Below are 26,352 nucleotides of genomic sequence, written 5' to 3'. Positions count from 1 at the left end.
GAGAAAGCCCCATCATGAATGACATTGAACTCAGCCAGGCGCAGCGCGACCTGCTGCGCGACAGGCTCAGCAAGTACTGCGCAGAGACCTTCGACCTCGAACTGGAGCAGTTTGACGCCGAATTTTTCGTCGACTTTATCGCCAAAGAGCTGGGGCCGCTGTTTTACAACGCCGGTATCGAAGAGGCCATCCGCACCCATCAGGCATGGAGCGAGCGTATCCAGGAAGAGATGGATTTGAAAAAGGTCTATTAACACCGCGTACAGACGCAGGAGATCAATAAAACCCTGCATACACCATGGCTATAATGGCGACTCTTTCAGCATCTCCCGTGTACGGGGAAGGAAAACCATGTCGCTTATCACCGATCTACCCGCCATTTTTGACCAGTTCTCAGAAGCTCGCCAGAAGGGCTTTCTCACCGTCATGGATCTTAAAGAGCAGAACGTACCGCTGGTGGGCACTTACTGCACCTTTATGCCCCAGGAGATCGCCATGGCGGCGGGCGCCGTTGTCGTCTCGCTGTGCTCAACCTCCGATGAAACCATCGAGGAAGCGGAAAAAGATCTCCCGCGCAACCTCTGCCCGCTTATCAAAAGCAGCTACGGCTTCGGCAAAACCGATAAATGTCCCTACTTCTATTTCTCTGACCTGGTGGTTGGGGAAACCACCTGCGACGGCAAAAAGAAAATGTATGAGTACATGGCCGAGTTCAAGGCGGTCCACGTCATGCAGTTGCCGAACAGCGCCAGCGATGCCGCCTCGCGCGCACTGTGGAAAACGGAGATCCTGCGCCTGCAGCAGGTAATTGAGGCCCGGTTTGGCACGCCGATTAGCGAGGCGGCGCTGCGCGAAGCCATCGTGTTGAAAAATCGCGAGCGCCGGGCGCTGGCCCACTTTTATCGTCTCGGGCAGCTCAATCCGCCGGCGCTCAGCGGCGGCGACATCCTGAAAGTGGTGTACGGCGCCACTTTTCGTTTCGACAAAACCGCCCTGATTGATGAACTGCATGCCATGGCGGAGCGCATCCATCAGGAGTGGCAGCAGGGTAAACGGCTGGAACCTCGTCCGCGGATCCTGATCACCGGCTGCCCGATCGGCGGCGCGGCGGAAAAAGTGGTCCGCGCCATCGAGGAAAACGGCGGCTGGGTGGTCGGCTATGAGAACTGCACCGGCGCGAAAGCGACCGAGCGCTGCGTGGCGGAAGAGGGTGACGTCTACGACGCCTTAACCGATAAATATCTCGCCATCGGCTGCTCCTGTATCTCCCCCAACGACCAGCGTCTGCAGCTGCTGAGCCAGATGGTGGAGGAGTATCAGGCCGACGGGGTGATCGACGTCATTTTGCAGGCCTGCCATACCTATGCCGTGGAATCGCTGGCGATTAAACGCCATCTGCGCCAACAGCATGATCTTCCTTACATGGCGATTGAAACCGACTATTCGACAGCGGACCTCGGCCAGCTCAGCACCCGCGTCGCCGCCTTTATCGAAATGCTGTAAGGAGCTGGCGTGAACTATACGGTTGGCATTGATTCCGGCTCCACCGCCACAAAAGGCATCCTGTTGGCGGACGGCGTCATCGTGCGCCGCTTCCTCTGCCCCACCCCCTTTCGCCCCGCCGACGCCATCCACGAGGCCTGGGAGACACTGCGCGCTGGCCTCACGGAGACGCCTTTTTTAACCCTCACCGGCTATGGCCGCCAGCTGGTGGATTTTGCCGATAAGCAGGTGACGGAGATCTCTTGTCACGGCCTCGGCGCCCGCCTGCTGGCGCCGGACACCCGCACGGTGATTGATATCGGCGGCCAGGACAGCAAAGTTATCCAGCTGGACGCCGGGGGCAACCTCAGCGACTTCCTGATGAATGACAAATGCGCCGCCGGCACCGGCCGCTTTCTGGAAGTCATTTCACGCACCCTCGGCGCCAGCGTCGAACAACTGGACGCCATTACCGACGGCGTGGAACCGCACGCCATTACCAGTATGTGCACGGTGTTTGCCGAATCGGAGGTCATTAGCCTGCGGTCGGCCGGTGTCGCGCCGGAGGCGATTCTGGCCGGGGTGATTAACGCCATGGCCCGGCGCAGCGCGAACTTTATTGGCCGCTTATCGGCGCAGGGGCCGCTGCTGTTTACCGGCGGCGTCAGCCACTGCGCCGCCTTTGCCCGGATGCTGGAAAGCCATGTCGGCATGGCGGTGACAACCCATCCCGACGCCCAGTTTGCCGGGGCGATCGGCGCGGCGCTGATCGGCCAGCGCCAGCGGAGGCGCGGATGACAACGTTTCTGTTTTTATTTCACTCCACGGTGGGGGTGGTGCGGATGCGCAAAGCCCTGCAGGCGGCGGGAGTGGCCTTCGAGGTCAAAGATATACCCCGCCAGCTGCGCAGCGGCTGCGGGCTGTGCATCCTGCTGGAGGGGACGGAAGCCGATGCGCGAGGCTGGATCGTCCCGGAACAGACGGCGGCGCTGTATCAGCAGAACGGGGAAGCATGGCGCTGTCTCGCCACCTTCCCACCTGCAGGTTAATCGCTCACCACAAAACGCGTCGCCGCGAAACAGTTCAGCAGGCGGTGCATGAGAAAAACCAGGGTCAGCGTCACCACCAGCGAGACCGTCACCGAGGTGATGCGGTACAGATCGCTGAACACCAGATCCTGATACGGATGCAGATTCTGGCCGAACATAATGCCGATGGTAGTGATGCTGGCGAAGCCCACCCCGGCGCCCACTTTCTCCATCACGTGTAGGCGGGCGCTGAAGGCCAGCCCGAGGCCAATCAGCGGCATCATCAGGATCATGTGGTTGCTGAAATCATAGATAATCAGCTGCACCACCAGTATATAGAGACAGGCCAGCACCACCCCGACGACGCGCCAGATCGAGCTGATCACCGCCCCGCGATAGTGCATCGGGAACAGGATCAGAATCCCGGCCATCAGCGCCGACAGCGAGTCGCTGAGATCGCAGATCTGAAACACCACAAAGATGATCGTCGCTACCGTACCGGAGAGCAGCGACTCATGACGGATGCGGGCGGCGTCTTTCTCAATCCGCGGCGGCGGCTTGCGCGGTTCGACGTCCGGGATCAGGTAATGCAGCAGCGCGCTCAGCGCCACGGCCATCACGCAGGCTTCCATATTGGAGAACATCAGGGTGTGCCAGTTGCTGGTGGGATAGCTCATAAAGTTGAGCATCGTGCTCTGGCACACCACCCCCATCGATCCCAACAGGAACAGCGGTCCCTGGCTCATAAAGCGGAAACGCATCACGTACAGGGCAAACACCACCAGGGTCATGATCACCGGCCACTGCGACAAATAGCCGACAATTAGCACCATTTCGACACAGTTTACCGCCGCGCTAAATATAAACTGGCGGGCGACGTGCAGGTTGAACATCGGTACCAGCGACATCAGCATCAGCGGATAAACGACGAAAAATACGCCGTACTGCACGTCGTAGAAGGTGGAGATGCTGAGCGCAATGGTCCCGGCCACGGCGATACGCACCGTCTGGCGAAAATCATTCGCCGTGTAGACGATATTGCCGTGCGGGGTAAAGACATGCGCCAGGGTATTAATAGACATAGTGCAACCAGCTCACCAGGTGGATCTGCAGGCCGGCGAAGGTGCGGGCGAAAGGTCCCTCGCTATTGTACAGCTGCACCGTAGCGCGGGCGCCGGTCGGCAGCGGTTTGTCCAGCGGCTGATCCAGCGCGACGTGAATGCGCATCCGCTGGGCGTCGCGCACCCAGCGGGTGGACTGCTCGGGCTGCGACAGCTGGCCGTTCACCGCCTCCTGTCCCGCCAGAATCCCGGCGTCGCTGCTGGTCACGTGCGCCGGGAAGACTTGACCCGGCAGGGCGTCAAAGACCACCGCCGCATCGGTATTCACCGCGGTGTGGCGCAGGCTTTTTTCGCGGAAGTCGGCGACGATGTCAGTGTTGTTGTTAACCAATGCCAGCACAGCCGTCGCCGCGGTGGCGTAGATCCCCGGGTTCAGCTGCAGGTTGCTGACCATGCCGTCAGTTTCCGCACGCACTTTGGTCCAGGCCAGGTTCAGCTGCGCCTCCTCCAGCGCATTGCGGTATTTTTGCAGGGTGACGTTGCGCTTATCGTCGCGCTCGCCGCGCTGGATCAGCAGGTTCTGGATCTGCGCGTTCAGCGCCGAGACCGACTGCTCGCTGGTCTGCCAGGTGGTTCGCACCTTATCGAGGTCGGACTGCGAGACGTTCTGCATCGTACTCAAGCGCTGGTAGCGATCGAGCGTGACCTTATCGTTACGCGCGGTGTACTGCGCGGTGCGCAGGTTGGCGCGGGCGGCGGCGATTTGCGCGTCCAGCTGCTGGTTGCTCAGTTTCGCCTGCTCGAGGGCGATCTGCGCCGCTTCAACTTTATTAATGAATGGCGTTGGGTCGAGCTCATACAGCAGGTCGCCCTTTTTCACCTGGCTGTTGTTGTGCACGTAGACGTGCGAGACATAGCCGGAGACCCGCGACGAAACCGGGGTCACCACGCGCATGACGGTGGAGTCCGGCGTCAGCGGGATCCAGATATCGGCAACGATAAACCAGGCGAATATTCCCAGAAAAGCGGCAATACTCACCCGTACCCAGCGGGCAAATTTTTGTTCAGGCGTCATCATAGTGTGTTAGATCTTGTTATCTTCTTCGCGGATATTCCGCAAACGGCAGGCGATTTGATTTAACGTGGCGCTGAAGGTGGCGAGATCGGCCTCCGGGATGGTCTGGGTTACGCGCTCCTGATAGGTCTCGATCACGCAGCTCAGTTTTTCCAGAATAGCCCGCCCCTCAGCGGTCAGCGTCAGCAGGCGAATGCGTTTGTCATATGGCGATGTGGAACGCACCAGATAGCCCTGCTTTTCCAGTAATGAGAGGGTGCGCATTAGCGGCGGCAGTTCAATGCCCTGCACCTCCGCCAGTTCGCTGACCGAGACGTTGTCTCCCAGCTGATGCAGTTGCATCAGCACCGTCCAGCTGGACTGGGTGAGTCCGGTATCGGTGATAGCGGAGTCAATAATGGCGCGCCACTGGCGCACCACCATAGCCATCCGCATCCCCAGCGGGCGGCGGGCAAACAGTTCGTCTTCAGTCACGGGTCTTCCTCTCATTATTGAGAAGAAAATAATACTTATCAGGGTAAGTATCAAGAAACGGAAGCTCGTGCCGCATCAATTGATAAATTTCGTGAATGTATCCCGGCGGCACTTTGCGCTCACCGGGATAATGAAGAAGGTTTGCCTGTAAAAAACTGCACGTTTTAATTGATCTGGTCCCGACGCAGGCCGATATCTTTCAGCTGTTCGTCGCTCATTTGCTGCAAAACTCTGCGCGTTTGCTCCTGAAGCCACCATTTTTTGATAAACCGCACCAGCAGTACGAAACCGATAAATGGCTGTCTTGCCCTGTTCTCGTGAAATTCCATCCTCTACCTCCTCACCTTGCCAGAGGCTTTATCTTCACGGATTTGGGGGTAAGGAATACAGATTCACAAAACGCTTTTCTTTAACATACAGATTAGCTAAAACGTACACCAGAGCCCAATTTTTACGCCCATCTGTACTGGTTATTCCATCTGTATGGCGGCAATTAAGGATACAGCATGACCCGCTACCAACATCTCGCTACGCTGCTGGCCGAACGCATCGAACAGGGCCTGTATCGCCATGGCGAAAAGCTGCCGTCGGTGCGCAGCCTGAGCCAGGAGCACGGCGTCAGCATCAGCACTGTCCAGCAGGCCTATCAGCTGCTTGAGCAGCAGCAGATGATTGTGCCGCAGCCGCGATCGGGCTATTTCGTCGCCCCGCGCAAAGCCCAGCCGCCGGTGCCGCCGATGTCGCGTCCGGTCCAGCGCCCGGTGGAGATAACCCAGTGGGATCAGGTGCTGACCATGCTTGACGCCCGCTACGATAAATCGATCATCCCCTTCGGCGGCGGCTCGCCGGACGTGACGCAGCCAAGCCTGAAGCCAATCTGGCGTGAACTGAGCCGGGCTATCCAGCACAACCTCACTGAGGTGTTGAACTATGACGAACTGGCCGGGCGTCGCGAGCTACGGGAGCAGATCGCCCGCCTGATGCTCGACGGCGGATCGGTGGTAACTGCCGACGATCTGGTGCTCACCAGTGGCTGCCACAGCGCGCTGTCGCTGGCCCTGCTGTCGGTGTGCCAGCCAGGGGACATCATCGCCGTGGAATCCCCCTGCTACTACGGCACCATGCAGATGCTGCGTGGGCTGGGATTAAAGACGATTGAGATCCCCACCGATCCGGAAACCGGGATCAGCATCGAGGCCCTGGAGCTGGCGCTGGATCAGTGGCCGATCAAAGGGGTGATCCTCGTGCCAAACTGCAATAACCCGCTGGGCTTTATCATGCCGGACGCCCGCAAGCGCGCGGTGCTGAACCTTGCCCAACGCTACGATATCGTTATTTTCGAGGATGATATTTACGGCGAGCTGGCCACCGAATACCCGCGCCCGCGCACGATCCACTCCTGGGATATCGACGGCCGGGTGATGCTCTGCAGCTCCTTTACCAAAACCATCGCCCCCGGGCTGCGTATCGGCTGGATCGCCCCCGGGCGCTACTACGACAAGCTGCTACAGATGAAGTACGCCGCCAGCGGGACCAACGTCCCCTCCACTCAGCTGGCGGCCTGCAATTTTATTCGCGAAGGCCACTACCACCGCCACGTGCGGCGGATGCGGCAGATCTATCAGCGCAATATCGAGATCTACACCTGCTGGCTGCGGGAATTTTTCCCCTGCGGGATCTGCGTCACCCGGCCGAAGGGCGGTTTTATGCTGTGGGTTGAGCTCCCGGAGCAGGTAGATATGGTCTGCGTCGCCAAGCAGCTGTGCCGGCTGAAGATCCAGGTCGCGCCGGGCTCGCTGTTTTCGGCAGCGGGCAAGTATCGCAACTGCGTCAGGATCAACTGCGCCCTGCCGCCGACCGAGAAACATAAAGCGGTGATGGTGAAGCTGGGAGAAGCGGTGAAGGTGGCGATGGAGTGATTATTTTAACTAAAAGCAGCAAGTAATATATCATATATGCCCCAAAATATCGGGGCCTTATATTTTAATTACACCATTATCTTTTATTCGTCACACCAAATGGTATATGCACAGAAGGTAAAACAGATGCTGAAGGTTCAAGATGGAGACGCTGATCATCAAAGAACATATGTGGCTGCATAATTTCAAGGATTTTGTTCTTTTCTACCCCGCCCATAAAGAATGCTTCATTAACATTGATCCCCCACGCTCTCATCGTATTGATCATTCTCTTGTGTGAAGGCGCGTTTCTCGCCGTTACAATTGAAATGCGAAGAATACGTCTATACGCTGGATCTTCTCTCTCTAATTCCTCTTCCATCTTCTGAATATCAGATATACGTTGAAGAAAATCTTTCAATGGTCCGGGATTATGAGTCTCATTGACATGTTGAGCTTCATAATTATGAAAATCTGCAAGCACATGGCTTTTTTGGTATACAGCTTCCGCAGAATCATCTGCGATAACTCCATCAAAGTCGAATGCAATTCTGAGTTCATGATCCTGAACATCATCCTTAATATTCCCCTTAAGAATCTGACCTGCCGGATACCCAGCCATAACGGCCTGATTCACATCTTGAGAATTTGCGGAAAGAAATAGCTCAATATCCAATGCTGGTATATATTTATGGGGCGAACGGCCTTGCAGGAAAACAGCTCGTGTTATACCTAAATTATGGCTTTCGATTGAATTCATAACCCGCAAACCTGTATCGGGATCGTTTCTCGATAAAAGAATAACCTCAACAGGAGGGTTGCTTTTATTGATTTTATTCAAAGTTAACAGGCGCCTAATAAATGGGAATGCAACGCCTTTCCCTAATGGTACATCTTGATTTTCACGCTGAAATTTCCTGTACTCATCCTCACCTTTCGTTCGAAATATTTCATCTGATTCATCTAAATCAAAAAGCGCACTTGATGCTAAACCTATAACCAATCGAGACGATAAATCATAAGGCATACCCAGCCTCCGAATATAAAATTCATACTATTTATTATTACACACAGATATATATCAGCAAAGAATGTAAGCTATTCTTATTTCACTAATATAACGCTAAATGTCGTTAGATGTATAGTTCATCAAAATCAACATATATTCTGATCTGCATCGTCTAAAGCGGCTCGTATTAGCTATTTTTTATGTAGAATCAGAGTCATCCGGTTCTATCGAGAATACCCGGTGACTGGAACAACACGACGAAAATCTGCCAAGAGGTCATACTTCGGGACGGCAAAGCCATCGTGCGCGGTAAGATAGTGGAGCGGAGACCGGTAAAATCCGGGGGATATAGTGCTGTATCACAAGGCAGGCACTCCTCTGGTGGTTATTTAAGCCAACACCAATAAACATGAAATCGGCAAAGAATACGTAGTAGAGGTATGAGTACACACGTCTGCTGAACGTTCCTTTCGTCTGCGCCACCAACGGCGAAGGTTATATTTTTCACGATGCCACAGCGGCATTGGCGAGCTTCACGTAAAACATATTTTGCACTGACGTCTACCAATACAAAATATGCCAGCCACAAGTAGATCCTGCCTCGTAGGAAAGGTAACACAGGAGACTTTCTTCCACAACGCCATAGCACCGAGAGCCCCCTGTCACTCAGCAAAAAACACCATCCCCTTATACGGCTGTTCGCGGCAGGCGGCCAGCCGCTGGGCAAGACTGCCGACGTGCAGCTCCAGCTTATGGCCATCGGGATCGAGGAAATAGTGCGAGGCACCTTCGCTACGGTTCAGCTTCCAGATCGCCACGCCGGCAGCCTCAAGGCGGGCGGCGAAGCTAGCAAAATCGGCTTCGCTAATACTAAACGCATAATGGGTGTAGTCGCTCTCTTCCGGCGGAGTAACGCGCCGCTGCGGATCCAGCGACAGGCACAGCCACAAATCGCCGCAGGAGAGATAGGCCCCACTGTCCCAGCGGGCGTGCAGCGTCATGCCCAGCAGCTGCTGATAAAACGCCACGCTCGGCGCCAGCTGGCTGACTGCCAGGGTCAGGTGATTCAGTCCACTCAGCATGTCTGTTCCTCCAGTGAATTCACAATGAACTGACGCAGCCATTGATGCGCCGGGTCGCGGTGCCAGCGCTCGTGCCACAGCATCAGCATCTCAAAGCCGGCGACCGCCAGCGGCGGCTCGACGACCACCAGCCCGCTCTGCCCGCGCCCCAGCCGCTCCGGCAGGACCGCCACCAGATCGCTATTGCGCAGGGTCTCCAGCATAAACAGGAAATGTGGCACGGAAAGGACAACCCGCCGCATCAATCCGAGGTTCGCCAGCGCGATATCGGTCGCCGCGCTGAAGCCGCCCCCGTCCGGGGAGACGATCACGTGCTCCAGCTGACAGAACGTTTCCAGGCTAAGCCCAGGCCGCAGCGCCGAATGTTCCGCCCGGCCAGCCAGCACGTAGCGTTCGCGAAACAGCAGGCGCTGATGCAGCCCCGGCGGCGCGCCCTCGCGGGTATGAAAGAAAAGATCTACTGTATCGCTGGCCGCCTGCTGCTCCAGCCGCGCCGGCTGCAGTTCGAATACCGCCAGCCGACTGCCGGGAGAGGCCTGGCGTAACCCAGCCAGCATCGGCAGGAGGATCGCCGAGGCCATATAGTCCGTCGCCGCCACCCGCCAGGTCTCCGCCGCCGTGGCCGGATCAAAAGGGCTGACCGGCGCCACCGCCTGCTCCAGCGCGGCTAACGCAGCGCGCAACGGCTGACGAAGCTCATCGGCGCGGGCGGTGGGCTGCATGCCGCGCGGGCCCGGCATCAGCAGCGGATCGGCGAAAATCTCCCGCAGCCTGGCGAGCTGAATACTCACCGAGGGCTGCGACAGATTCAGCCGCTGCGCCGCCCGGGTAACGTTGTTTTCGCTAAGCAGCACATCCAGGGTGCGCAACAGATTGAGATCCAGACGCTGTAAATTAATCACGACTATACCGGGAATTTAAGTAATTAATTTCTACTATAGCGTCAGCTTTCCTACTCTGCAGCTCTCCATACGCCAGAGGTGATATTATGAAAGTACTGCTGATTTACGCCCATCCGGAACCGCGCTCGCTCAATGGCGCGCTGAAAAATTTCGCCATTCGCCATCTGCAGCAGGCCGGGCATGAAGTGCAGGTTTCTGATCTCTATGCCATGCGCTGGAAGGCCGGGTATGACGCCGACGACAGCGGCGCGCCGCCGGTCGGCGAGTTCTGGCGGCCGACCCTCGATTCCAAACAGGCCTTTGCCCAGGGCACCCAAAGTGCGGATATCGTAGCCGAGCAGGAAAAGCTGCTGTGGGCCGATACAGTGATTTTCCAGTTCCCGCTATGGTGGTTCTCGATGCCCGCCATCATGAAGGGCTGGATCGACCGGGTGTACGCCTGGGGCTTTGCCTATGGCGTCGGCGAGCACAGCGACCGCCACTGGGGCGATCGCTACGGGGAAGGCACTTTCGTCGGCAAACGGGCGATGCTGATCGTCACCGCCGGCGGCTGGGCAGAACACTATTCACCGCGCGGGATCAATGGCCCCATCGACGACATCCTGTTCCCCATTCAGCACGGTATGCTGTTCTATCCCGGCTTTGAGGTGCTTCCCCCGCTAGTGTTCTACCGCACGGATAAAACCGATGCCGGGCAGTTCGCCGATCAGTGCGCCGCCCTGGCCGAGCGGCTGGACACGCTGTGGCAAACCGAGCCCATTCCATTCCGCCGGCAGAATCATGGCGATTATCTGATCCCGTCGCTGACGCTGCGCCCGGAGCTGGCGCCGGGGCAAAGCGGCCTGGCGGTGCATTTGCGTAGCGAATAACTGGCTATCCCGTCTTCGCCCCCGAGGACGGGTCATTTACCCGGCTCTCTCCAGTCCCAGCATGCCTCGCGCCTGGATAAAGCACAGCAGCAATACGCCCCACAGCGCCATCGTCAAATAGGGGCTGATACCGAGGATATTGAACCCACTCTCAATAATCTGCAGCAGGAACAGCGCGAGCACCATCCCAACGATGCGCCCACTACCGCCATCCGGATTCACGCCGCCAAGCACCGCCGCGAGGATCGACACCAGCAAATACGATTCCCCATAAGATGCTTTGGCTGAGTTCAGCTTCGACATCATCAGAAACGCAGCCACCGCGCAGAGCAGGGCCGAGATGACATATACCCACATCAACACCCGCCGGGTATTGATCCCGGAATAATGGGTCGCCCGTTCGTTGGATCCGATCAACATGATCGCCCGACCCAGCGGGCTTTTCTCCAGCAGCACCCACAGCCCGGCCGCCACCACCGCAAAAAGCCACATTGGCAGCGGAATACCGAACCACTGGGCGTGATTCAGCCACAGCACCCACTGCGGATAGTTAGCGATGGCGCTGCCGCCGGTGATCAGAATATTTATCCCTTTGAGCAGGGTCATCATGCCAAGGGTAGCCAGGATCGGCGAAACGCGGATCCCGGCGATCAATATCCCGTTGCACAGGCCAATGATCATCGCCGCCCCTCCGCCGGCCAGCAGCGTCGCCAGCGCGGTAGCGCCCCCAGGCGGATAGCTCGTCGCCACCCAGGCCATCACCAGCGAGCAGGCGTTAGCCGTCGCGATAATTGACAAATTAATGCCGCCGCAAAGCATAGTCATGGCCATCGCCAGCGCCAGGATCCCCAGCACCGGCATTTGCGAGGCAATCGACTGGAAATTGCTGACAGACCAGAAGATGTTTGGCATGGCGATGCTAAAGGCGATAACCATCAGCAGCAGCAGGCCGATCAGGTAAAACTCAACGTTGTTGCGCCACGATTTTTTCATAACAAGCTCCGGTTCTGATGCTGGCTCCATGCCGTTACGCTGATGCTGACGACGATGATCGCCCCAGTGATCAGGGTCTGCCAGTAGGAGGAGACCCCTAGCAGGTTCAGGCCGTTCTGCATCACCGCCAGTAAAATCACCCCCAGCAGCGTACCGGTGAGAGTTCCGCGCCCGCCAATCAGGCTGGTGCCGCCCAGCACCACCGCCGCCAGCACCGTCAGCTCATAGCCCAGCAGTGAATCCGGCGCAACGGTCATCACTGTCCACGCCTGCACGACACCTGCGGCCCCCGACATTAGCCCCATATAGCCATAAACGAACAGCTGCAGGCGGAGCACGCTGAAGCCGACGCGGCTGGCGGATTCCCGGTTGCCGCCCATGGCATAGATCTTGCGGCCAACGGTGGTGAAATTCATGATAAACGCGGTCAACAGCACCACGGCGATCATCGTCAGCAGCGGCAGCCCCAGACCGTAATCGTAACCATCGGCATCGGTATATTTGAACAGCATAACCCCCTTTTCAAACCACGGAGGGAAGTCGTAGAGCCAGACACCTTTGCTTAACCACAGCAGCAAACCGTAGAAAATGTTGAGCGTAGAAATGGTGATAATGATCGAGGGGACCCGCAGACGATTAACCAACAGCGCGTTCACCAGCCCCAGCAGCACGCCGATGCCGCCGGCAAGCACAAAAGCCACCGCGAAGTTGCCGCCTACTTTTTGCAGCATCACCACCATGCCGTACTGGGCGATAATGGTCATAGCCGGGAAGGAGATATCAATCCCGCCGGCGATCAGCACCACGAACAGACCACAGGCGAGAATGGTCAGCATCGCATAGTTATTAGCGAGGTCGTAAATATTGCCGAAAGTGAAAAATTCCTCACTGCGCCAGCCCAGCAGCAGGCACAGCGCAATAATGAACATGCCTAACCAGAATTCATGTCGTTTCAACAGATTATCCATTGACCACCTCCGCTATCTGCTGCTGGGTACTGCTGTCCGGCAGGAAGCTATGGGTCAACTCGCCCTGCTTCATCACCAGGATGCGATGACTCTGGTACCACGCCTCTTCGATCTCGTCGCAAATCATCAGCACGGCGATACCATGGGCAGCCAAATCGCTGATGATATGATAGATCCCGGCTTTGTTTGCGATATCCACCCCCACGGTTGGGCTATCGAGGATCAGCAGCTTAGGAGAGATCGCCAGCCATTTGGCGATAGAAACGCGCTGGGCATTACCACCGGAGAGGGTATTCACCGGCAGATGCGTATCCGGCGCCTTAATGGTCAACGCGTTGACCATTCTTGCGACCAGCTGCTGAGCTTTACTATCACTCAATAGTCCGCAAGCGCCTTTCACTTTATGAAACACGGTGCTGATAATGTTGTTTTCAATCGACTGACTCATCACCAGGCCGCGCGACATACGGTCCTCGGAGACATAGCCGATACCGTGGCGGATAGCGTCCTGATTGCTACGCAACCGCACCGGCTGGCCATTTATCAGGATCTCGCCGCTGTCAGGGCGGGTCATGCCGAAAAGGCTCAGGCACAGCTCTGTTCGCCCGGCGCCCAACAGGCCGACTATCGACACCACTTCTCCGGCTTCGACCTTCAGGGAGACGTTATGATATTCCCCCTTGCGGCTGAGATTGCGCACCTCCAGCACCGGCGTACTGCCCTGCCCCTGCCACAGATCGCGCACCTGATAGTCAAACTCCTGGCCCGTCATCAGAAAACCGAGCCGGCGGGTGGTTACCTCTGCCGCCGGCATGGTGCCGACCAGATTGCCATCCTTCAGCACGCTGATGCGGTCCGATACGGCCATGACCTCTTCCAGACGGTGGCTTACGAAGACGATGCAGATCCCCCTCTCACGCAGCTGGCGCACCACATGCAATAGTCCCTCCACTTCCTGATGGGTCAATGAGGCCGTGGGTTCATCCATAATGATAAGCCGGGCATCCTGCGCCAGCGCGCGGCAGATAGCCACCAGCTGACAGCGAGCGATGGAGAGCGATTCCACGGCGGCATCCAGCGGCAGCGAGACGTTAATACTGCGCATCGCCTGCTCCGCACTGCGTCGCAGTTCGCTGCGCCTCACCAGCACGCCGCGATGATAGTGGTTTATAGCAATGTTCTCCCACACGCTGAGATTGGGAAACAGCGACAGATCCTGATAAATCACCTGGATCCCATGGGCGACAGAGGCCGCTGGCGTCAGTTTTGGCCACGTCTTGCCGCCCAGCGTCATCGCTGCGCCCTCATCCGGGCGATAGACGCCAGAGATAATTTTGATCAACGTCGACTTCCCGCAACCATTCTGCCCGGCCAGGCAGTGCACTTCTCCGGGCATAAAGTCGATGCTGATATCATTGAGCGCGCGGTTGGCGTGGAAGGTTTTGCTGACGTGTCGAAGGGAAAGGAAAGGTTCCATAGCATCCCCTGGCTGGTTAAGCCGGGGCGGCAGGCGCCCCGGAAGGTGGATTAGTAGAGCGAATCAATATTGTCTTTATTTACCAGCAGCACTTTATGGAAGCGGATAATATGCTTGTCGCTATCGACTTCCGCTTTACCGAGCTCTTTCAGTTCAAATCCCGGCTCAATGGTTTTGCCGTTCAGCAGGGTGCTGGCGACGGCCGCGAGGGCATAGCCGGCTGTCGCCGGATCGTAGGTGATCCCTTCGGTAATATCGCCGCTCTTAATAAGAGAAGCCGCCTGCGAGGGGATCATCATCCCGTAGACCGCGACTTTATTTTTCGCACGCTTCTCTTTCACCGCGCGCCCCGCGCCAATCGGGCCATTCGAACCAAAAGAGACCACCGCTTTCAGATCCGGATAAGTTTTCATCAGATCGAGCGTGGTACGGCGGGAATCATCAACACTTTCCGCCACCGGCATTCGGCGGGTGACTTCATGCATGTCCGGGTAATGTTCTTTTTGGTATTTCACCAGCAGATCGGCCCACAGGTTGTGCTGCGGTACCGTAAGGCTACCGACATAGATAACGTAGCCGCCTTTGCCACCCATCCGCTTGGCCATATGCTCCACGTATTCAGCAGCGAACTTCTCGTTATCGATGATCTCCACATCCCAGTTGGCGCTCGGCTGCCCGGGCGATTCGTTGGTCAGCACCACGATGCCGGCGTCACGGGCTTTTTTGAATACCGGCTCCAGCACGTTGGCATCGTTAGGCACGATAGTGATGGCATCCACTTTACGTGCAATCAGGTCCTCAATAATTTTCACCTGCTGCGGCGCATCGGTGCTGGACGGCCCTACCTGGGAGGCGTTGAGGTTAAACTCTTTCCCGGCCTGGACTACCCCTTCACCCATCCGGTTAAACCATGGCATGCCGTCCACTTTTGAAATATTGACTACGGTTTTTTCCGCCGCATATACCGGCGCGGAAATAAGCGCAGCCCCCAACAGCAAGGATGAAAAAATATTAACGACCAGACGTTTATGCATAATAATTAGCCTCAATACGTTGTAGTCAGACAGGGGTATGACGCAAAGCGGAAAAATAGATAGAAATTGTAATAATGTTAATAATTTAGAAGAGAATAAACACAAGCTGTAACAGCAGACAGGTAATATCCAGCTATAAACATGGATAATAATACTATAATCCTGTGGCGTGAGCTTTTTCACAAAAAAAATGCAACATAGTTTGTTGTTCCAGAATAATGTTCGGGTCGCAGAAAAATATATTTTTCCCGCTTCGTTATTTACCGAAAAACAATCACATAAATAACATCAGGAAAAGTATGTGATTTTTGATTGCGCCTCCAGCCCCTTCCGTGGCAGGATACTCCCTATGAACAGAAACGTTATCGTTACCTATCCCCGCCGTTGGTGGCTGCCTGCATAACAGGCGGCACGATACACGTTTCCATTTTCAAAGCCGCCGGAAGGCGGCTTTGGTGTTTTCAGGACGTCTTTCGGCTGAACAGTCTGATAAGGAGTCCCTGATGAACCATCCACAAACCATCCTCACTGGCGACCGCCCGACCGGCCAACTTCATCTTGGCCACTACGTCGGCTCGCTGCGCCAGCGCGTCGCGCTGCAGCATAACCACCAGCAATTTATCCTGATCGCCGACCTGCAAGGGCTCACGGACAACGGCAGCAATCCGCAAAAAATCAGCCACCATATCCTCGAAGTCATGGCCGATTATCTGGCCGTCGGCATCGACCCCAGGCTCACCACTATTTGCCTGCAGTCCGCCCTGCCGGCGCTGGCGGAGCTCAGCGCGCTGTATATGAATATCGTCACCGTCGCCCGCGTAGAACGTAATCCGACGGTCAAAAATGAGATTGCCCAGAAGGGATTCGCCCGCTCGCTGCCGGTGGGTTTTCTTGCCTATCCGATTAGCCAGGCGGCCGATATCACCGCGTTCAAGGCCGAACTGGTGCCGGTGGGCGACGATCAGCTACCGATGATTGAGCAGACCAACGAGATCGTCCACAAGATGAATAGCCTCACCGGCGAGCCGGTGCTGCGCCACTGCAAGGCGCTACTCAGCGAAGTGAGTCGCCTGCCGGGCGTCGATGGCAACGCCAAAATGTCGAAATCGCTGGGCAATACGCTGACGTTATCGGCCACAGAGGAGGAGATCCACCACGCGGTCAGCGCGATGTATACCGACCCGACGCACCTGAGAGTCAGCGATCCGGGGCATGTCGAGGGCAACGTGGTGTTTACCTATCTCGATGCATTCCACAGCGATAAGGCGCGGGTGGCAGAGATGAAAGCCCACTATCAGCGCGGCGGGCTGGGCGATCGCCAGTGTAAGAATGAGCTGGAGACCTGCTTGCAGACGCTACTGGCGCCGATCCGCGAACGCAGGGCCACTTTTATTCAGGATAAAGGGATGCTGCTGGATCTGCTGCGCCAGGGCAGCGAACGCGCCCACCACCTCACACAGCAGACGCTGCATGAGGTGAAGCGTGGGCTGGGTCTGCCGGTGCTGTTCTGAGATGGTGAAATACTCCCTGTGCGGATAATTTTGTTAACACGCCGACAAGACCCTGTCTTTCGTATGGACAATATCGCCCCGGCTGTTACTATCGCGTTAACGGTAGCTCTCACTATGCGTGTTTGATTAAGGCCAGGATCGCTGATGATGACCACATAAGTAGCCCAGCGAGCGGCTGCGCATCGGCGCGGCAGAGCGCGGCGTCAGCGGCCCTCCCTCCACTTTTTCGTCCTTTGCAAGAAGGACGCTCCGCCCGCCGGAGGAAACACGCGCACCACTCAGCACAGGGAATCAAGCGAGTCGCGTATGGACAAAATAAAGAAACGTTGGGCAGGGTATTTTGTCGGCTTACTGGTGGTGCTCGCCGCCGCCGCATGGTGGCTGCTGCGCCCGCCGGGACTCCCGGCGGGGTTTGCCAGCAGCAACGGCCGAATCGAAGCCACCGAAGTCGATATTGCCAGTAAAATCGCCGGGCGTATCGACACCATTCTGGTCAAAGAGGGTCAGTTCGTGCACCAGGGAGAGGTGCTGGCGAGAATGGATACCCGGGTACTGAACGAGCAGCGTCTTGAAGCCGCCGCGCAAATCAAGGAAGCGGAAAGCGCGGTCCTGGCCGCCAGAGCCTTGCTCGATCAGCGACAAAGTGAAATGCGCGCCAGCGAAGCGGTAGTGAAGCAGCGCCAGGCGGAGCTGGATTCCACGGCGAAACGCCATGTTCGCTCCAACACCCTCTCCCAGCGTGGCGCCGTCTCCGCCCAGCAGCTGGATGACGATCGCGCGGCCGCAGAGAGCGCCCGCGCGGCGCTGGAATCGGCGAAAGCCCAGGTCTCCGCCGCCCGCGCCGCCATCGAAGCTGCCCGCACCAGCATTATTCAGGCGCAAACCCGCGTCGAAGCCGCCCAGGCGACCGAGCGGCGGATCCTCGCCGATATTGACGATAGCGAGCTGAAAGCCCCTCGCAACGGCCGCATTCAGTATCGCGTCGCTGAGCCAGGCGAAGTCCTGGCCGCCGGTGGCCGGGTACTGAACATGGTCGATCTCGCCGATGTCTATATGACCTTCTTTCTGCCCACCGAACAGGCAGGTCTGCTGGCGCTCGGCAGCGAAGCGCGCTTGGTCCTTGATGCCGCGCCGGATCTGGTGATCCCGGCCAATATCAGCTTTGTCGCCAGCGTCGCCCAGTTCACGCCGAAAACGGTCGAGACCAGCGACGAGCGCCTTAAGCTAATGTTCCGCGTCAAAGCGCGTATCCCGCCGGAGCTGCTGGCGCAGCACCTGGAGTATGTCAAAACCGGCCTGCCCGGTATGGCTTACGTACGGCTGGATAAACAACAACCCTGGCCTGAAGCCCTGGCGGTGAGGTTGCCGCAATGAAACTAACGCCGCAGGATACCTCGCCCCCCGTCGCCCTGCTGGAACACGTTGGTCAGCAGTTTGGCGCCACCATCGCGCTGCGCGATATCAGTCTGGCGATCCCGGCACGGCGTATGGTTGGCCTGATTGGCCCGGACGGCGTCGGCAAATCGAGCCTGCTTTCGCTGATCGCCGGGGCGCGGATCATCGAGCAGGGGAACGTGATGGTGCTTGGCGGCGATATGCGCGATGTGCATCACCGCCGCGAGGTGTGTCCGAAAATCGCGTGGATGCCGCAGGGGCTGGGGAAAAACCTCTATCACACTCTCTCGGTGTATGAAAACGTCGACTTCTTCGCCCGCCTGTTCGGCCACGATAAAGCCGAGCGCGAACTGCGCATCAACGAGCTGCTGCAGAGTACCGGGCTGGCGCCGTTTCGCGATCGCCCCGCCGGAAAACTCTCCGGTGGGATGAAGCAAAAGCTCGGCCTGTGCTGCGCGCTGATCCACGATCCGCAGTTGCTGATCCTTGATGAACCGACCACCGGCGTCGATCCCCTCTCCCGGGCGCAGTTCTGGGAGCTTATCGACAGTATTCGCCAGCGCCAGCCGGCGATGAGCGTGCTGGTGGCCACCGCCTACATGGAAGAGGCCGAGCGATTTGACTGGCTGGTGGCGATGAACGCCGGCGAGGTGCTGGCGACCGGCAGCGCCGCAGAGCTCAAAGCCCAGACCGGCAGCCAGACCCTGGAGCAGGCGTTTATCGCCCTGCTGCCAGAAGCACAGCGTCAGGCGCATAGGGCGGTAGTTATCCCATCGCGCGACAGCCGTGAGGAAGAGATCGCCATCGAAGCGCGCGGCCTGACCATGCGCTTCGGCAACTTTGTTGCCGTCGACCACGTTAATTTCCGCATCGCCCGCGGTGAAATCTTCGGCTTCCTCGGCTCCAACGGCTGCGGCAAATCCACCACCATGAAGATGCTCACCGGCCTGCTGCCCGCCAGCGAAGGTGAAGCCTGGCTGTTCGGCCAGCCGGTCGACCCGAAGGATATCGCCACCCGCCAGCGGGTGGGCTATATGTCGCAGGCCTTCTCGCTCTATAGCGAACTGACCGTCCGGCAAAACCTCGAGCTGCACGCCCGCCTGTTCCATATTCCGGACGGCGAAATCCCCGGCCGGGTGGCGGAAATGTGCGAGCGCTTTATGCTGACCGAGGTTGAAGACGCGCTTCCCGCCGATCTGCCGCTGGGGATCCGTCAGCGCCTGTCGTTAGCGGTGGCGGTCATCCATCGCCCGGAGATGCTGATCCTCGACGAGCCGACCTCCGGCGTCGACCCGGTGGCGCGGGATATGTTCTGGCAGCTGATGGTAGACCTCGCGCGGCAGGATCAGGTGACCATTTTTATCTCCACCCACTTTATGAATGAGGCGGAACGCTGCGATCGTATCTCCCTGATGCACGCCGGCAAAGTGCTGGCCAGCGATACGCCGCAGGCGCTGGTCGAGCAGCGCGGTTCAAACAGCCTGGAAGAGGCGTTTATCGCCTGGCTTAAAGAGGCCCAGCCGTCCTCTCCAGTACCAGAAGAACCCACGTCTGCTGTGGCATCGCATTCCGGACATACGGCTCCACGGCAGGCCTTCAGTCTTCGCCGGCTGTTTAGCTATAGCCGCCGCGAGGCGCTGGAGCTGCGCCGCGATCCGGTACGATCGACGCTGGCGCTGCTGGGGACGGTGATCCTGATGTTTATCATGGGGTATGGGATCAGCATGGACGTTGAGGATCTGCGCTTTGCCGTCCTCGACCGCGATCAAACCCTCAGCAGCCAGGGCTGGTCGCAGAATCTCGCTGGCTCACGCTACTTTATCGAACAGGCGCCGCTGCACAGCTATGACGAACTGGACCGCCGGATGCGCGACGGCGAGCTGGCGGTGGCGATAGAGATCCCGCCGAACTTTGGTCGCGATATCGCCCGCGGCACGCCGGTGCAAATCGGCGTGTGGGTGGACGGCGCGATGCCCAACCGCGCGGAAACCGTGCGCGGCTACGTACAGGCGATGCATCTGGCCTGGCTGCAGGAGATGGCCGGCCGGCAGAGCAGCCCGCAGCGCGATACCTCGCTCATCTCCATCGAGACCCGCTATCGCTACAATCCAGACGTGAAGAGCCTGCCGGCCATCGTCCCGGCGGTGATCCCGCTGCTGCTGATGATGATCCCGGCGATGCTCAGCGCCCTGAGCGTAGTACGTGAGAAAGAGCTCGGGTCGATTATCAACTTGTACGTGACGCCGACCACCCGTAGCGAGTTCCTGCTCGGCAAGCAGCTGCCTTACATCGTACTGGGGATGTTTAACTTCTTCCTGCTGTGCGCGCTGTCGGTCTTTGTCTTTGGCGTCGCGCATAAGGGGAGTTTCCTGACGCTGACCCTGGCGGCGCTGCTGTATGTCACCATCGCCACTGGTCTGGGGCTGCTGATCTCAACCTTTATGAAGAGCCAAATCGCCGCTATTTTCGGTACCGCGATTATTACGCTGATCCCGGCAACCCAGTTTTCCGGAATGATCGATCCGGTGGCCTCGCTGGAAGGTCCCGGGCGCTGGATTGGGCAAATCTACCCGACCAGCCACTTCCTGACTATCGCCCGCGGGACCTTTTCGAAAGCGCTGAATATTAGCGATTTGTGGGGCTCATTCATTCCGCTACTGATTGCGGTGCCGCTGGTGCTCGGGTTGAGCGTGCTGCTGCTGAAGAAACAGGAGGGATGATGCGCGGATTACGCAATATTTATAATCTTGGCGTCAAAGAGCTGCGCAGCCTGCTCGGTGATAAAGCGATGCTGGCGCTGATCGTGTTTGCGTTTACCGTGTCGGTGTACTCCTCGGCCACGGTGATGCCCGGTTCGCTGCACCTGGCGCCGATCGCGGTTGCTGATATGGATAAATCACAGCTCTCCTCACGCATTATTAACGCTTTTTACCGTCCCTGGTTTCTTGAGCCGGAGCTGATCACCGCTGATGAGATGGACGCCGGGCTGGATGCCGGGCGCTACACGTTCGCCATCAACATCCCGCCTAACTTCCAGCGCGATATACTGGCCGGTCGGCAGCCGGAAATCCAGGTCAACGTCGACGCCACGCGCATGAGTCAGGCCTTTACCGGCAACGGTTACATCCAGAATATTATCACCGGCGAAGTAAACAGTTTTATCGCCCGCTATCGGGATAACAGCGTGCTGCCGGTAGAGCTGGCGGTCAGGATGCGTTTTAATCCTAACCTTGAGCAGGAGCGCTTTGGCGCGGTGATGGCGATCATCAACAATATCACCATGCTGGCCATTGTCCTCACCGGTTCGGCGCTGATCCGCGAGCGAGAACATGGCACCATTGAGCATCTGCTGGTGATGCCGGTCACGCCGTTTGAAATTATGCTGGCCAAGATCTGGTCGATGGGTCTGGTGGTGCTGGTGGTGTCCGGGCTGTCGCTGGTGCTGATGGTGCAGGGGATTTTGCAGGTACCCATTGAAGGGTCGATTACCCTGTTTATGCTGGGGGTGGCGCTCAGCCTGTTCGCCACTACCTCGATCGGCATTTTTATGGGCACCCTCGCCCGCTCGATGCCGCAGCTGGGGCTGCTGATGATCCTGGTCTTACTTCCGCTGCAGATGCTCTCCGGCGGATCCACGCCGCGAGAAAGTATGCCGCAGCTGGTACAGGATATTATGTTGACCATGCCGACCACCCACTTCGTCAGCCTGGCGCAGGCGATATTGTATCGAGGCGCCAGCTTCGCCATCGTCTGGCCGCAGTTCTTAACCTTGCTGGCTATCGGCGGAGTGTTCTTTACTATCGCGTTGCTGCGTTTTCGTAAGACTATCGGTGAGATGGCATAAAGGCTTAAGAAGGGCCGTCGACTTACGGCGGCCGAATGGTTTATTTATGGCGATTCATAAAGCGACGTAAACCCCAGGTGAAGGCCATCGCCATACTGAAGAGAATGAACAGCAACACCACCCAGCTGATGGAGATGCGCAGCAGCGTGCCGGGGGTCATAAACGGCTGCAGGTAGACGGTGAACGACTGGGCGGGTGATTTTCCCAGCAGTTCATAAACGTTATCGGTGAGCCACACGCCGACCCGGCAGAACAACCAGATAATCGCTGGCCAGCAGAGCAGCACCAGAAAGGTAAAGCGCTCCTGAATGTAAGTGAAGAGCTGGCGCAATGGCGACCAGTTAAGCAGGATTTTCATTTCTATTCTCATTTGCCAGCCGAGAACCTGCATATGTCTCGCAAGGTATTTCGGGCAGCATCCATACAGGCAATCATCCCCCTTTGTATATCAAATTTGCTGCCATATAAACCAGATCAAGTTAACAAAGTGTTAATGATAAAGCTCATTTAGACAAAAGCAGGGAGGAAGCATACCGTTCGCTACAATACATCCAGAAGCGAAGTATCCAGTCACGGAAATATTTTTTCTGAAGCGTAAACGCGTTATTTTGTGGGAGGAAGAGGCCGTATCATTATTTTACCGGGACACAATATAATGGCGCTGAAATAAAGAAATAATATTAATCGTAGCTGCTGATAATTATTTTCCGACTTGTATCATCCGGTAAATTCACTATCCGGTTGACCATGCCACAAGCATTCGTCACGCTATTTTGCGAAGCAATAAAGGCGGTGCTGCGCACTTTGTCCGGCCACAGGGACGTAGCCCCGTGTCGGATCCGTAGCCCCGGTAAGCGCAGCGCCACCGGGGAGACATACCGGCACGCTGGCCGGACGACAGAAACGCAAAAAGCCCATCCGGCAGGATGGGCTCTTCACTTGTTTGATGCCTGGCAGTTTATGGCGGGCGTCCTGCCCGCCACCCTCCGGGCCGTTGCTGCGCAACGTTCAAATCCGCTCCCGGCGGATTTGTCCTACTCTGGAGAGCGCTCACCGACAAACAACAGATAAAACAAAAAGCCCGGTCTTTCGACCGGGCTTTCTGCTTTATTTGATGCCTGGCAGTTCCCTACTCTCACATGGGGAGACCCCACACTACCATCGGCGCTACGGCGTTTCACTTCTGAGTTCGGCATGGGGTCAGGTGGGACCACCGCGCTAGTGCCGCCAGGCAAATTCTGTTTTATCAACACGTCTCACCAACGTATCGATTAATCTGTATCAGAGCTGAAAATTCTCTCAATCCGCCAAAACATCTTCGGCGTTGTAAGGTTAAGCCTCACGGTTCATTAGTACCGGTTAGCTCAACGCATCGCTGCGCTTACACACCCGGCCTATCAACGTCGTCGTCTTCAACGTTCCTTCAGGAGACTTAAAGTCTCAGGGAGAACTCATCTCGGGGCAAGTTTCGTGCTTAGATGCTTTCAGCACTTATCTCTTCCGCATTTAGCTACCGGGCAGTGCCATTGGCATGACAACCCGAACACCAGTGATGCGTCCACTCCGGTCCTCTCGTACTAGGAGCAGCCCCCCTCAATTCTCCAGCGCCCACGGCAGATAGGGACCGAACTGTCTCACGACGTTCTAAACCCAGCTCGCGTACCACTTTAAATGGCGAACAGCCATACCCTTGGGACCTACTTCAGCCCCAGGATGTGATGAGCCGACATCGAGGTGCCAAACACCGCCGTCGATATGAACTCTTGGGCGGTATCAGCCTGTTATCCCCGGAGTACCTTTTATCCGTTGAGCGATGGCCCTTCCATTCAGAACCACCGGATCACTATGACCTGCTTTCGCACCTGCTCGCGCCGTCACGCTCGCAGTCAAGCTAGCTTATGCCATTGCACTAACCTCCTGATGTCCGACCAGGATTAGCTAACCTTCGTGCTCCTCCGTTACGCTTTGGGAGGAGACCGCCCCAGTCAAACTACCCACCAGACACTGTCCGCAACCCCGGTAAGGGGCCAACGTTAGAACATCAAACATTAAAGGGTGGTATTTCAAGGTTGGCTCCACGCAGACTGGCGTCCACGCTTCAAAGCCTCCCACCTATCCTACACATCAAGGCTCAATGTTCAGTGTCAAGCTATAGTAAAGGTTCACGGGGTCTTTCCGTCTTGCCGCGGGTACACTGCATCTTCACAGCGAGTTCAATTTCACTGAGTCTCGGGTGGAGACAGCCTGGCCATCATTACGCCATTCGTGCAGGTCGGAACTTACCCGACAAGGAATTTCGCTACCTTAGGACCGTTATAGTTACGGCCGCCGTTTACCGGGGCTTCGATCAAGAGCTTCTCCTTACGGATAACCCCATCAATTAACCTTCCGGCACCGGGCAGGCGTCACACCGTATACGTCCACTTTCGTGTTTGCACAGTGCTGTGTTTTTAATAAACAGTTGCAGCCAGCTGGTATCTTCGACTGGTCTCAGCTCCATCCGCAGGGACTTCACCTACACACCAGCGTGCCTTCTCCCGAAGTTACGGCACCATTTTGCCTAGTTCCTTCACCCGAGTTCTCTCAAGCGCCTTGGTATTCTCTACCTGACCACCTGTGTCGGTTTGGGGTACGATTTGATGTTACCTGATGCTTAGAGGCTTTTCCTGGAAGCAGGGCATTTGTTACTTCAGCACCGTAGTGCCTCGTCATCACACCTCAGCCTTGATTATCCGGATTTGCCTGGACAACCAGCCTACATGCTTAAACCGGGACAACCGTCGCCCGGCTAACATAGCCTTCTCCGTCCCCCCTTCGCAGTAACACCAAGTACAGGAATATTAACCTGTTTCCCATCGACTACGCCTTTCGGCCTCGCCTTAGGGGTCGACTCACCCTGCCCCGATTAACGTTGGACAGGAACCCTTGGTCTTCCGGCGAGCGGGCTTTTCACCCGCTTTATCGTTACTTATGTCAGCATTCGCACTTCTGATACCTCCAGCATGCCTCACAGCACACCTTCGCAGGCTTACAGAACGCTCCCCTACCCAACAACACATAGTGTCGCTGCCGCAGCTTCGGTGCATGGTTTAGCCCCGTTACATCTTCCGCGCAGGCCGACTCGACCAGTGAGCTATTACGCTTTCTTTAAATGATGGCTGCTTCTAAGCCAACATCCTGGCTGTCTGTGCCTTCCCACATCGTTTCCCACTTAACCATGACTTTGGGACCTTAGCTGGCGGTCTGGGTTGTTTCCCTCTTCACGACGGACGTTAGCACCCGCCGTGTGTCTCCCGTGATAACATTCTTCGGTATTCGTAGTTTGCATCGGGTTGGTAAGTCGGGATGACCCCCTAGCCGAAACAGTGCTCTACCCCCGAAGATGAATTCACGAGGCGCTACCTAAATAGCTTTCGGGGAGAACCAGCTATCTCCCGGTTTGATTGGCCTTTCACCCCCAGCCACAAGTCATCCGCTAATTTTTCAACATTAGTCGGTTCGGTCCTCCAGTTAGTGTTACCCAACCTTCAACCTGCCCATGGCTAGATCACCGGGTTTCGGGTCTATACCCTGCAACTTAACGCCCAGTTAAGACTCGGTTTCCCTGCGGCTCCCCTATACGGTTAACCTTGCTACAGAATATAAGTCGCTGACCCATTATACAAAAGGTACGCAGTCACACCCGAAGGTGCTCCCACTGCTTGTACGTACACGGTTTCAGGTTCTTTTTCACTCCCCTCGCCGGGGTTCTTTTCGCCTTTCCCTCACGGTACTGGTTCACTATCGGTCAGTCAGGAGTATTTAGCCTTGGAGGATGGTCCCCCCATATTCAGACAGGATACCACGTGTCCCGCCCTACTCTTCGAGTTCACAACCTGTGCATTTTGGTGTACGGGACTATCACCCTGTACCGTCGGACTTTCCAGACCGTTCCACTAACACACAAGCTGATTCAGACTCTGGGCTGCTCCCCGTTCGCTCGCCGCTACTGGGGGAATCTCGGTTGATTTCTTTTCCTCGGGGTACTTAGATGTTTCAGTTCCCCCGGTTCGCCTCGTTAACCTATGTATTCAGTTAACGATAGTGTGACGAATCACACTGGGTTTCCCCATTCGGACATCGCCGGTTATAACGGTTCATATCACCTTACCGACGCTTTTCGCAGATTAGCACGTCCTTCATCGCCTCTGACTGCCAGGGCATCCACCGTGTACGCTTAGTCGCTTAACCTCACAACCCGAAGATGTTTC

At 56.9% G+C, this 26,352-nt stretch carries 22 protein-coding genes, 2 rRNA genes and 1 pseudogene; 11 read left to right on the top strand and 14 right to left on the bottom strand.

The genetic code is table 11. From position 1 onward, the window contains the following. Positions 1 to 14 precede the first annotated feature (14 nt). The 4 genes from BHE81_RS00120 (at position 15) to BHE81_RS00105 (ending at position 2,531) form a co-directional block, all read left to right on the top strand. A complete protein-coding gene (locus BHE81_RS00120) occupies positions 15 to 254 on the top strand; it encodes a DUF2164 domain-containing protein (RefSeq protein WP_002887416.1) in 240 nt (79 codons plus the stop codon). 97 nt (positions 255 to 351) lie between these two features. After that, positions 352 to 1,503, top strand: a complete 1,152-nt coding sequence (locus BHE81_RS00115) for a double-cubane-cluster-containing anaerobic reductase (RefSeq protein WP_002887414.1) — start codon at positions 352 to 354, stop codon at positions 1,501 to 1,503. A 9-nt stretch (positions 1,504 to 1,512) separates the two neighbouring features. After that, positions 1,513 to 2,280 carry a putative 2-hydroxyacyl-CoA dehydratase activator YjiL gene (yjiL, locus tag BHE81_RS00110; RefSeq protein ID WP_002887413.1) on the top strand — a complete coding sequence of 256 codons (768 nt, stop codon included), beginning with the start codon at positions 1,513 to 1,515 and terminating at the stop codon, positions 2,278 to 2,280. Then, entirely contained in the window at positions 2,277 to 2,531 is a 255-nt protein-coding gene (locus tag BHE81_RS00105; RefSeq protein WP_004177546.1) for a DUF3343 domain-containing protein, read from the top strand. Before yjiL ends, BHE81_RS00105 begins: the two co-directional genes overlap by 4 nt. On the opposite strand, the gene BHE81_RS00100 is transcribed toward BHE81_RS00105, so the two are convergent. From BHE81_RS00100 to BHE81_RS00085, 4 genes are all read right to left on the bottom strand, one after another. After that, positions 2,528 to 3,592, bottom strand: coding sequence for a DUF2955 domain-containing protein (locus BHE81_RS00100; RefSeq protein ID WP_002887411.1), 1,065 nt, complete (start codon positions 3,590 to 3,592; stop codon positions 2,528 to 2,530). The two genes, BHE81_RS00105 and BHE81_RS00100, sit on opposite strands and share 4 nt — an antisense overlap. Beyond that, positions 3,582 to 4,649 carry an HlyD family secretion protein gene (locus tag BHE81_RS00095; RefSeq protein ID WP_002887394.1) on the bottom strand — a complete coding sequence of 356 codons (1,068 nt, stop codon included), beginning with the start codon at positions 4,647 to 4,649 and terminating at the stop codon, positions 3,582 to 3,584. Before BHE81_RS00095 ends, BHE81_RS00100 begins: the two co-directional genes overlap by 11 nt. Positions 4,650 to 4,655: 6 nt before the next feature. Continuing rightward, a complete protein-coding gene (locus tag BHE81_RS00090) occupies positions 4,656 to 5,120 on the bottom strand; it encodes a MarR family winged helix-turn-helix transcriptional regulator (protein ID WP_004177547.1) in 465 nt (154 codons plus the stop codon). 164 nt (positions 5,121 to 5,284) lie between these two features. Continuing rightward, entirely contained in the window at positions 5,285 to 5,449 is a 165-nt protein-coding gene (locus BHE81_RS00085; RefSeq protein ID WP_002887388.1) for a DUF1127 domain-containing protein, read from the bottom strand. 177 nt (positions 5,450 to 5,626) lie between these two features. Here BHE81_RS00085 and BHE81_RS00080 point away from each other — a divergent pair, with 177 nt between their 5' ends. Beyond that, complete coding sequence (locus tag BHE81_RS00080; RefSeq protein WP_002887384.1) at positions 5,627 to 7,039, top strand: PLP-dependent aminotransferase family protein; 1,413 nt, start codon at positions 5,627 to 5,629, stop codon at positions 7,037 to 7,039. Positions 7,040 to 7,115: 76 nt separating this feature from the next. Here the strand turns inward: BHE81_RS00080 and BHE81_RS00075 are convergent, their stop codons facing one another. Beyond that, the gene (locus BHE81_RS00075; protein WP_023343058.1) at positions 7,116 to 8,045 is read right to left on the bottom strand and encodes a 5'-nucleotidase; all 930 of its coding nucleotides are present in this window, start codon (positions 8,043 to 8,045) and stop codon (positions 7,116 to 7,118) included. Positions 8,046 to 8,272: 227 nt separating this feature from the next. Between BHE81_RS00075 and BHE81_RS28515 the strand changes: the two are divergent. Continuing rightward, positions 8,273 to 8,547, top strand: a pseudogene (locus tag BHE81_RS28515) (restriction endonuclease subunit R); the annotation flags it as partial. 142 nt (positions 8,548 to 8,689) lie between these two features. Here BHE81_RS28515 and BHE81_RS00070 read toward each other — a convergent pair. Next, positions 8,690 to 9,109, bottom strand: a complete 420-nt coding sequence (locus tag BHE81_RS00070; RefSeq protein WP_004214174.1) for a fosfomycin resistance glutathione transferase FosA10 — start codon at positions 9,107 to 9,109, stop codon at positions 8,690 to 8,692. Next, the gene (locus BHE81_RS00065; protein WP_149888777.1) at positions 9,103 to 10,011 is read right to left on the bottom strand and encodes a LysR family transcriptional regulator; all 909 of its coding nucleotides are present in this window, start codon (positions 10,009 to 10,011) and stop codon (positions 9,103 to 9,105) included. Before BHE81_RS00065 ends, BHE81_RS00070 begins: the two co-directional genes overlap by 7 nt. 86 nt (positions 10,012 to 10,097) lie before the next feature. Here BHE81_RS00065 and BHE81_RS00060 point away from each other — a divergent pair, with 86 nt between their 5' ends. Then, a complete protein-coding gene (locus BHE81_RS00060) occupies positions 10,098 to 10,880 on the top strand; it encodes an NAD(P)H-dependent oxidoreductase (RefSeq protein WP_004177550.1) in 783 nt (260 codons plus the stop codon). 36 nt (positions 10,881 to 10,916) lie between these two features. Here BHE81_RS00060 and BHE81_RS00055 read toward each other — a convergent pair whose 3' ends face one another. From BHE81_RS00055 to BHE81_RS00040, 4 genes are read right to left on the bottom strand one after another with little or no spacing between them, the layout of a single operon-like run. Then, complete coding sequence (locus tag BHE81_RS00055; protein WP_002887352.1) at positions 10,917 to 11,873, bottom strand: ABC transporter permease; 957 nt, start codon at positions 11,871 to 11,873, stop codon at positions 10,917 to 10,919. Further along, positions 11,870 to 12,841: an ABC transporter permease gene (locus tag BHE81_RS00050; protein ID WP_023343057.1), complete on the bottom strand. Its 972-nt coding sequence runs from the start codon at positions 12,839 to 12,841 to the stop codon at positions 11,870 to 11,872. Before BHE81_RS00050 ends, BHE81_RS00055 begins: the two co-directional genes overlap by 4 nt. Continuing rightward, complete coding sequence (locus BHE81_RS00045; RefSeq protein WP_016946160.1) at positions 12,834 to 14,318, bottom strand: sugar ABC transporter ATP-binding protein; 1,485 nt, start codon at positions 14,316 to 14,318, stop codon at positions 12,834 to 12,836. The genes BHE81_RS00050 and BHE81_RS00045 overlap by 8 nt, the downstream gene beginning before the upstream one ends. Positions 14,319 to 14,368: 50 nt before the next feature. Continuing rightward, a complete protein-coding gene (locus BHE81_RS00040; protein WP_002887349.1) occupies positions 14,369 to 15,352 on the bottom strand; it encodes an autoinducer 2 ABC transporter substrate-binding protein in 984 nt (327 codons plus the stop codon). A 503-nt stretch (positions 15,353 to 15,855) separates the two neighbouring features. Between BHE81_RS00040 and trpS the strand changes: the two genes are divergently transcribed. From trpS to BHE81_RS00020, 4 genes are all read left to right on the top strand, one after another. Next, on the top strand, positions 15,856 to 16,863 hold the full coding sequence (gene trpS / locus BHE81_RS00035; protein WP_023343056.1) for a tryptophan--tRNA ligase: 1,008 nt from the start codon (positions 15,856 to 15,858) through the stop codon (positions 16,861 to 16,863). 306 nt (positions 16,864 to 17,169) lie between these two features. Beyond that, entirely contained in the window at positions 17,170 to 18,237 is a 1,068-nt protein-coding gene (locus BHE81_RS00030) for an HlyD family secretion protein (RefSeq protein WP_023343055.1), read from the top strand. Next, on the top strand, positions 18,234 to 20,978 hold the full coding sequence (rbbA, locus tag BHE81_RS00025) for a ribosome-associated ATPase/putative transporter RbbA (protein WP_023343054.1): 2,745 nt from the start codon (positions 18,234 to 18,236) through the stop codon (positions 20,976 to 20,978). The genes BHE81_RS00030 and rbbA overlap by 4 nt, the downstream gene beginning before the upstream one ends. Next, entirely contained in the window at positions 20,978 to 22,102 is a 1,125-nt protein-coding gene (locus tag BHE81_RS00020) for an ABC transporter permease (protein ID WP_023343053.1), read from the top strand. The genes rbbA and BHE81_RS00020 overlap by 1 nt, the downstream gene beginning before the upstream one ends. Before the next feature lie 40 nt (positions 22,103 to 22,142). Here BHE81_RS00020 and BHE81_RS00015 read toward each other — a convergent pair whose 3' ends face one another. From BHE81_RS00015 to BHE81_RS00005, 3 genes are all read right to left on the bottom strand, one after another. Then, entirely contained in the window at positions 22,143 to 22,460 is a 318-nt protein-coding gene (locus BHE81_RS00015) for a hypothetical protein (RefSeq protein ID WP_002887322.1), read from the bottom strand. Positions 22,461 to 23,218: 758 nt separating this feature from the next. After that, positions 23,219 to 23,334 (bottom strand): 5S ribosomal RNA (rrf, locus tag BHE81_RS00010). A gap of 96 nt (positions 23,335 to 23,430) precedes the next feature. After that, positions 23,431 to 26,332, bottom strand: a 23S ribosomal RNA gene (locus BHE81_RS00005). Between the last annotated feature and the right edge of the window lie 20 nt (positions 26,333 to 26,352).

The organism is Klebsiella sp. AqSCr (genome assembly GCF_008452795.1).
In the GTDB taxonomy this organism is placed as follows: domain Bacteria; phylum Pseudomonadota; class Gammaproteobacteria; order Enterobacterales; family Enterobacteriaceae; genus Klebsiella; species Klebsiella pneumoniae.
This window is presented reverse-complemented; position numbering and strand designations above follow the sequence as displayed.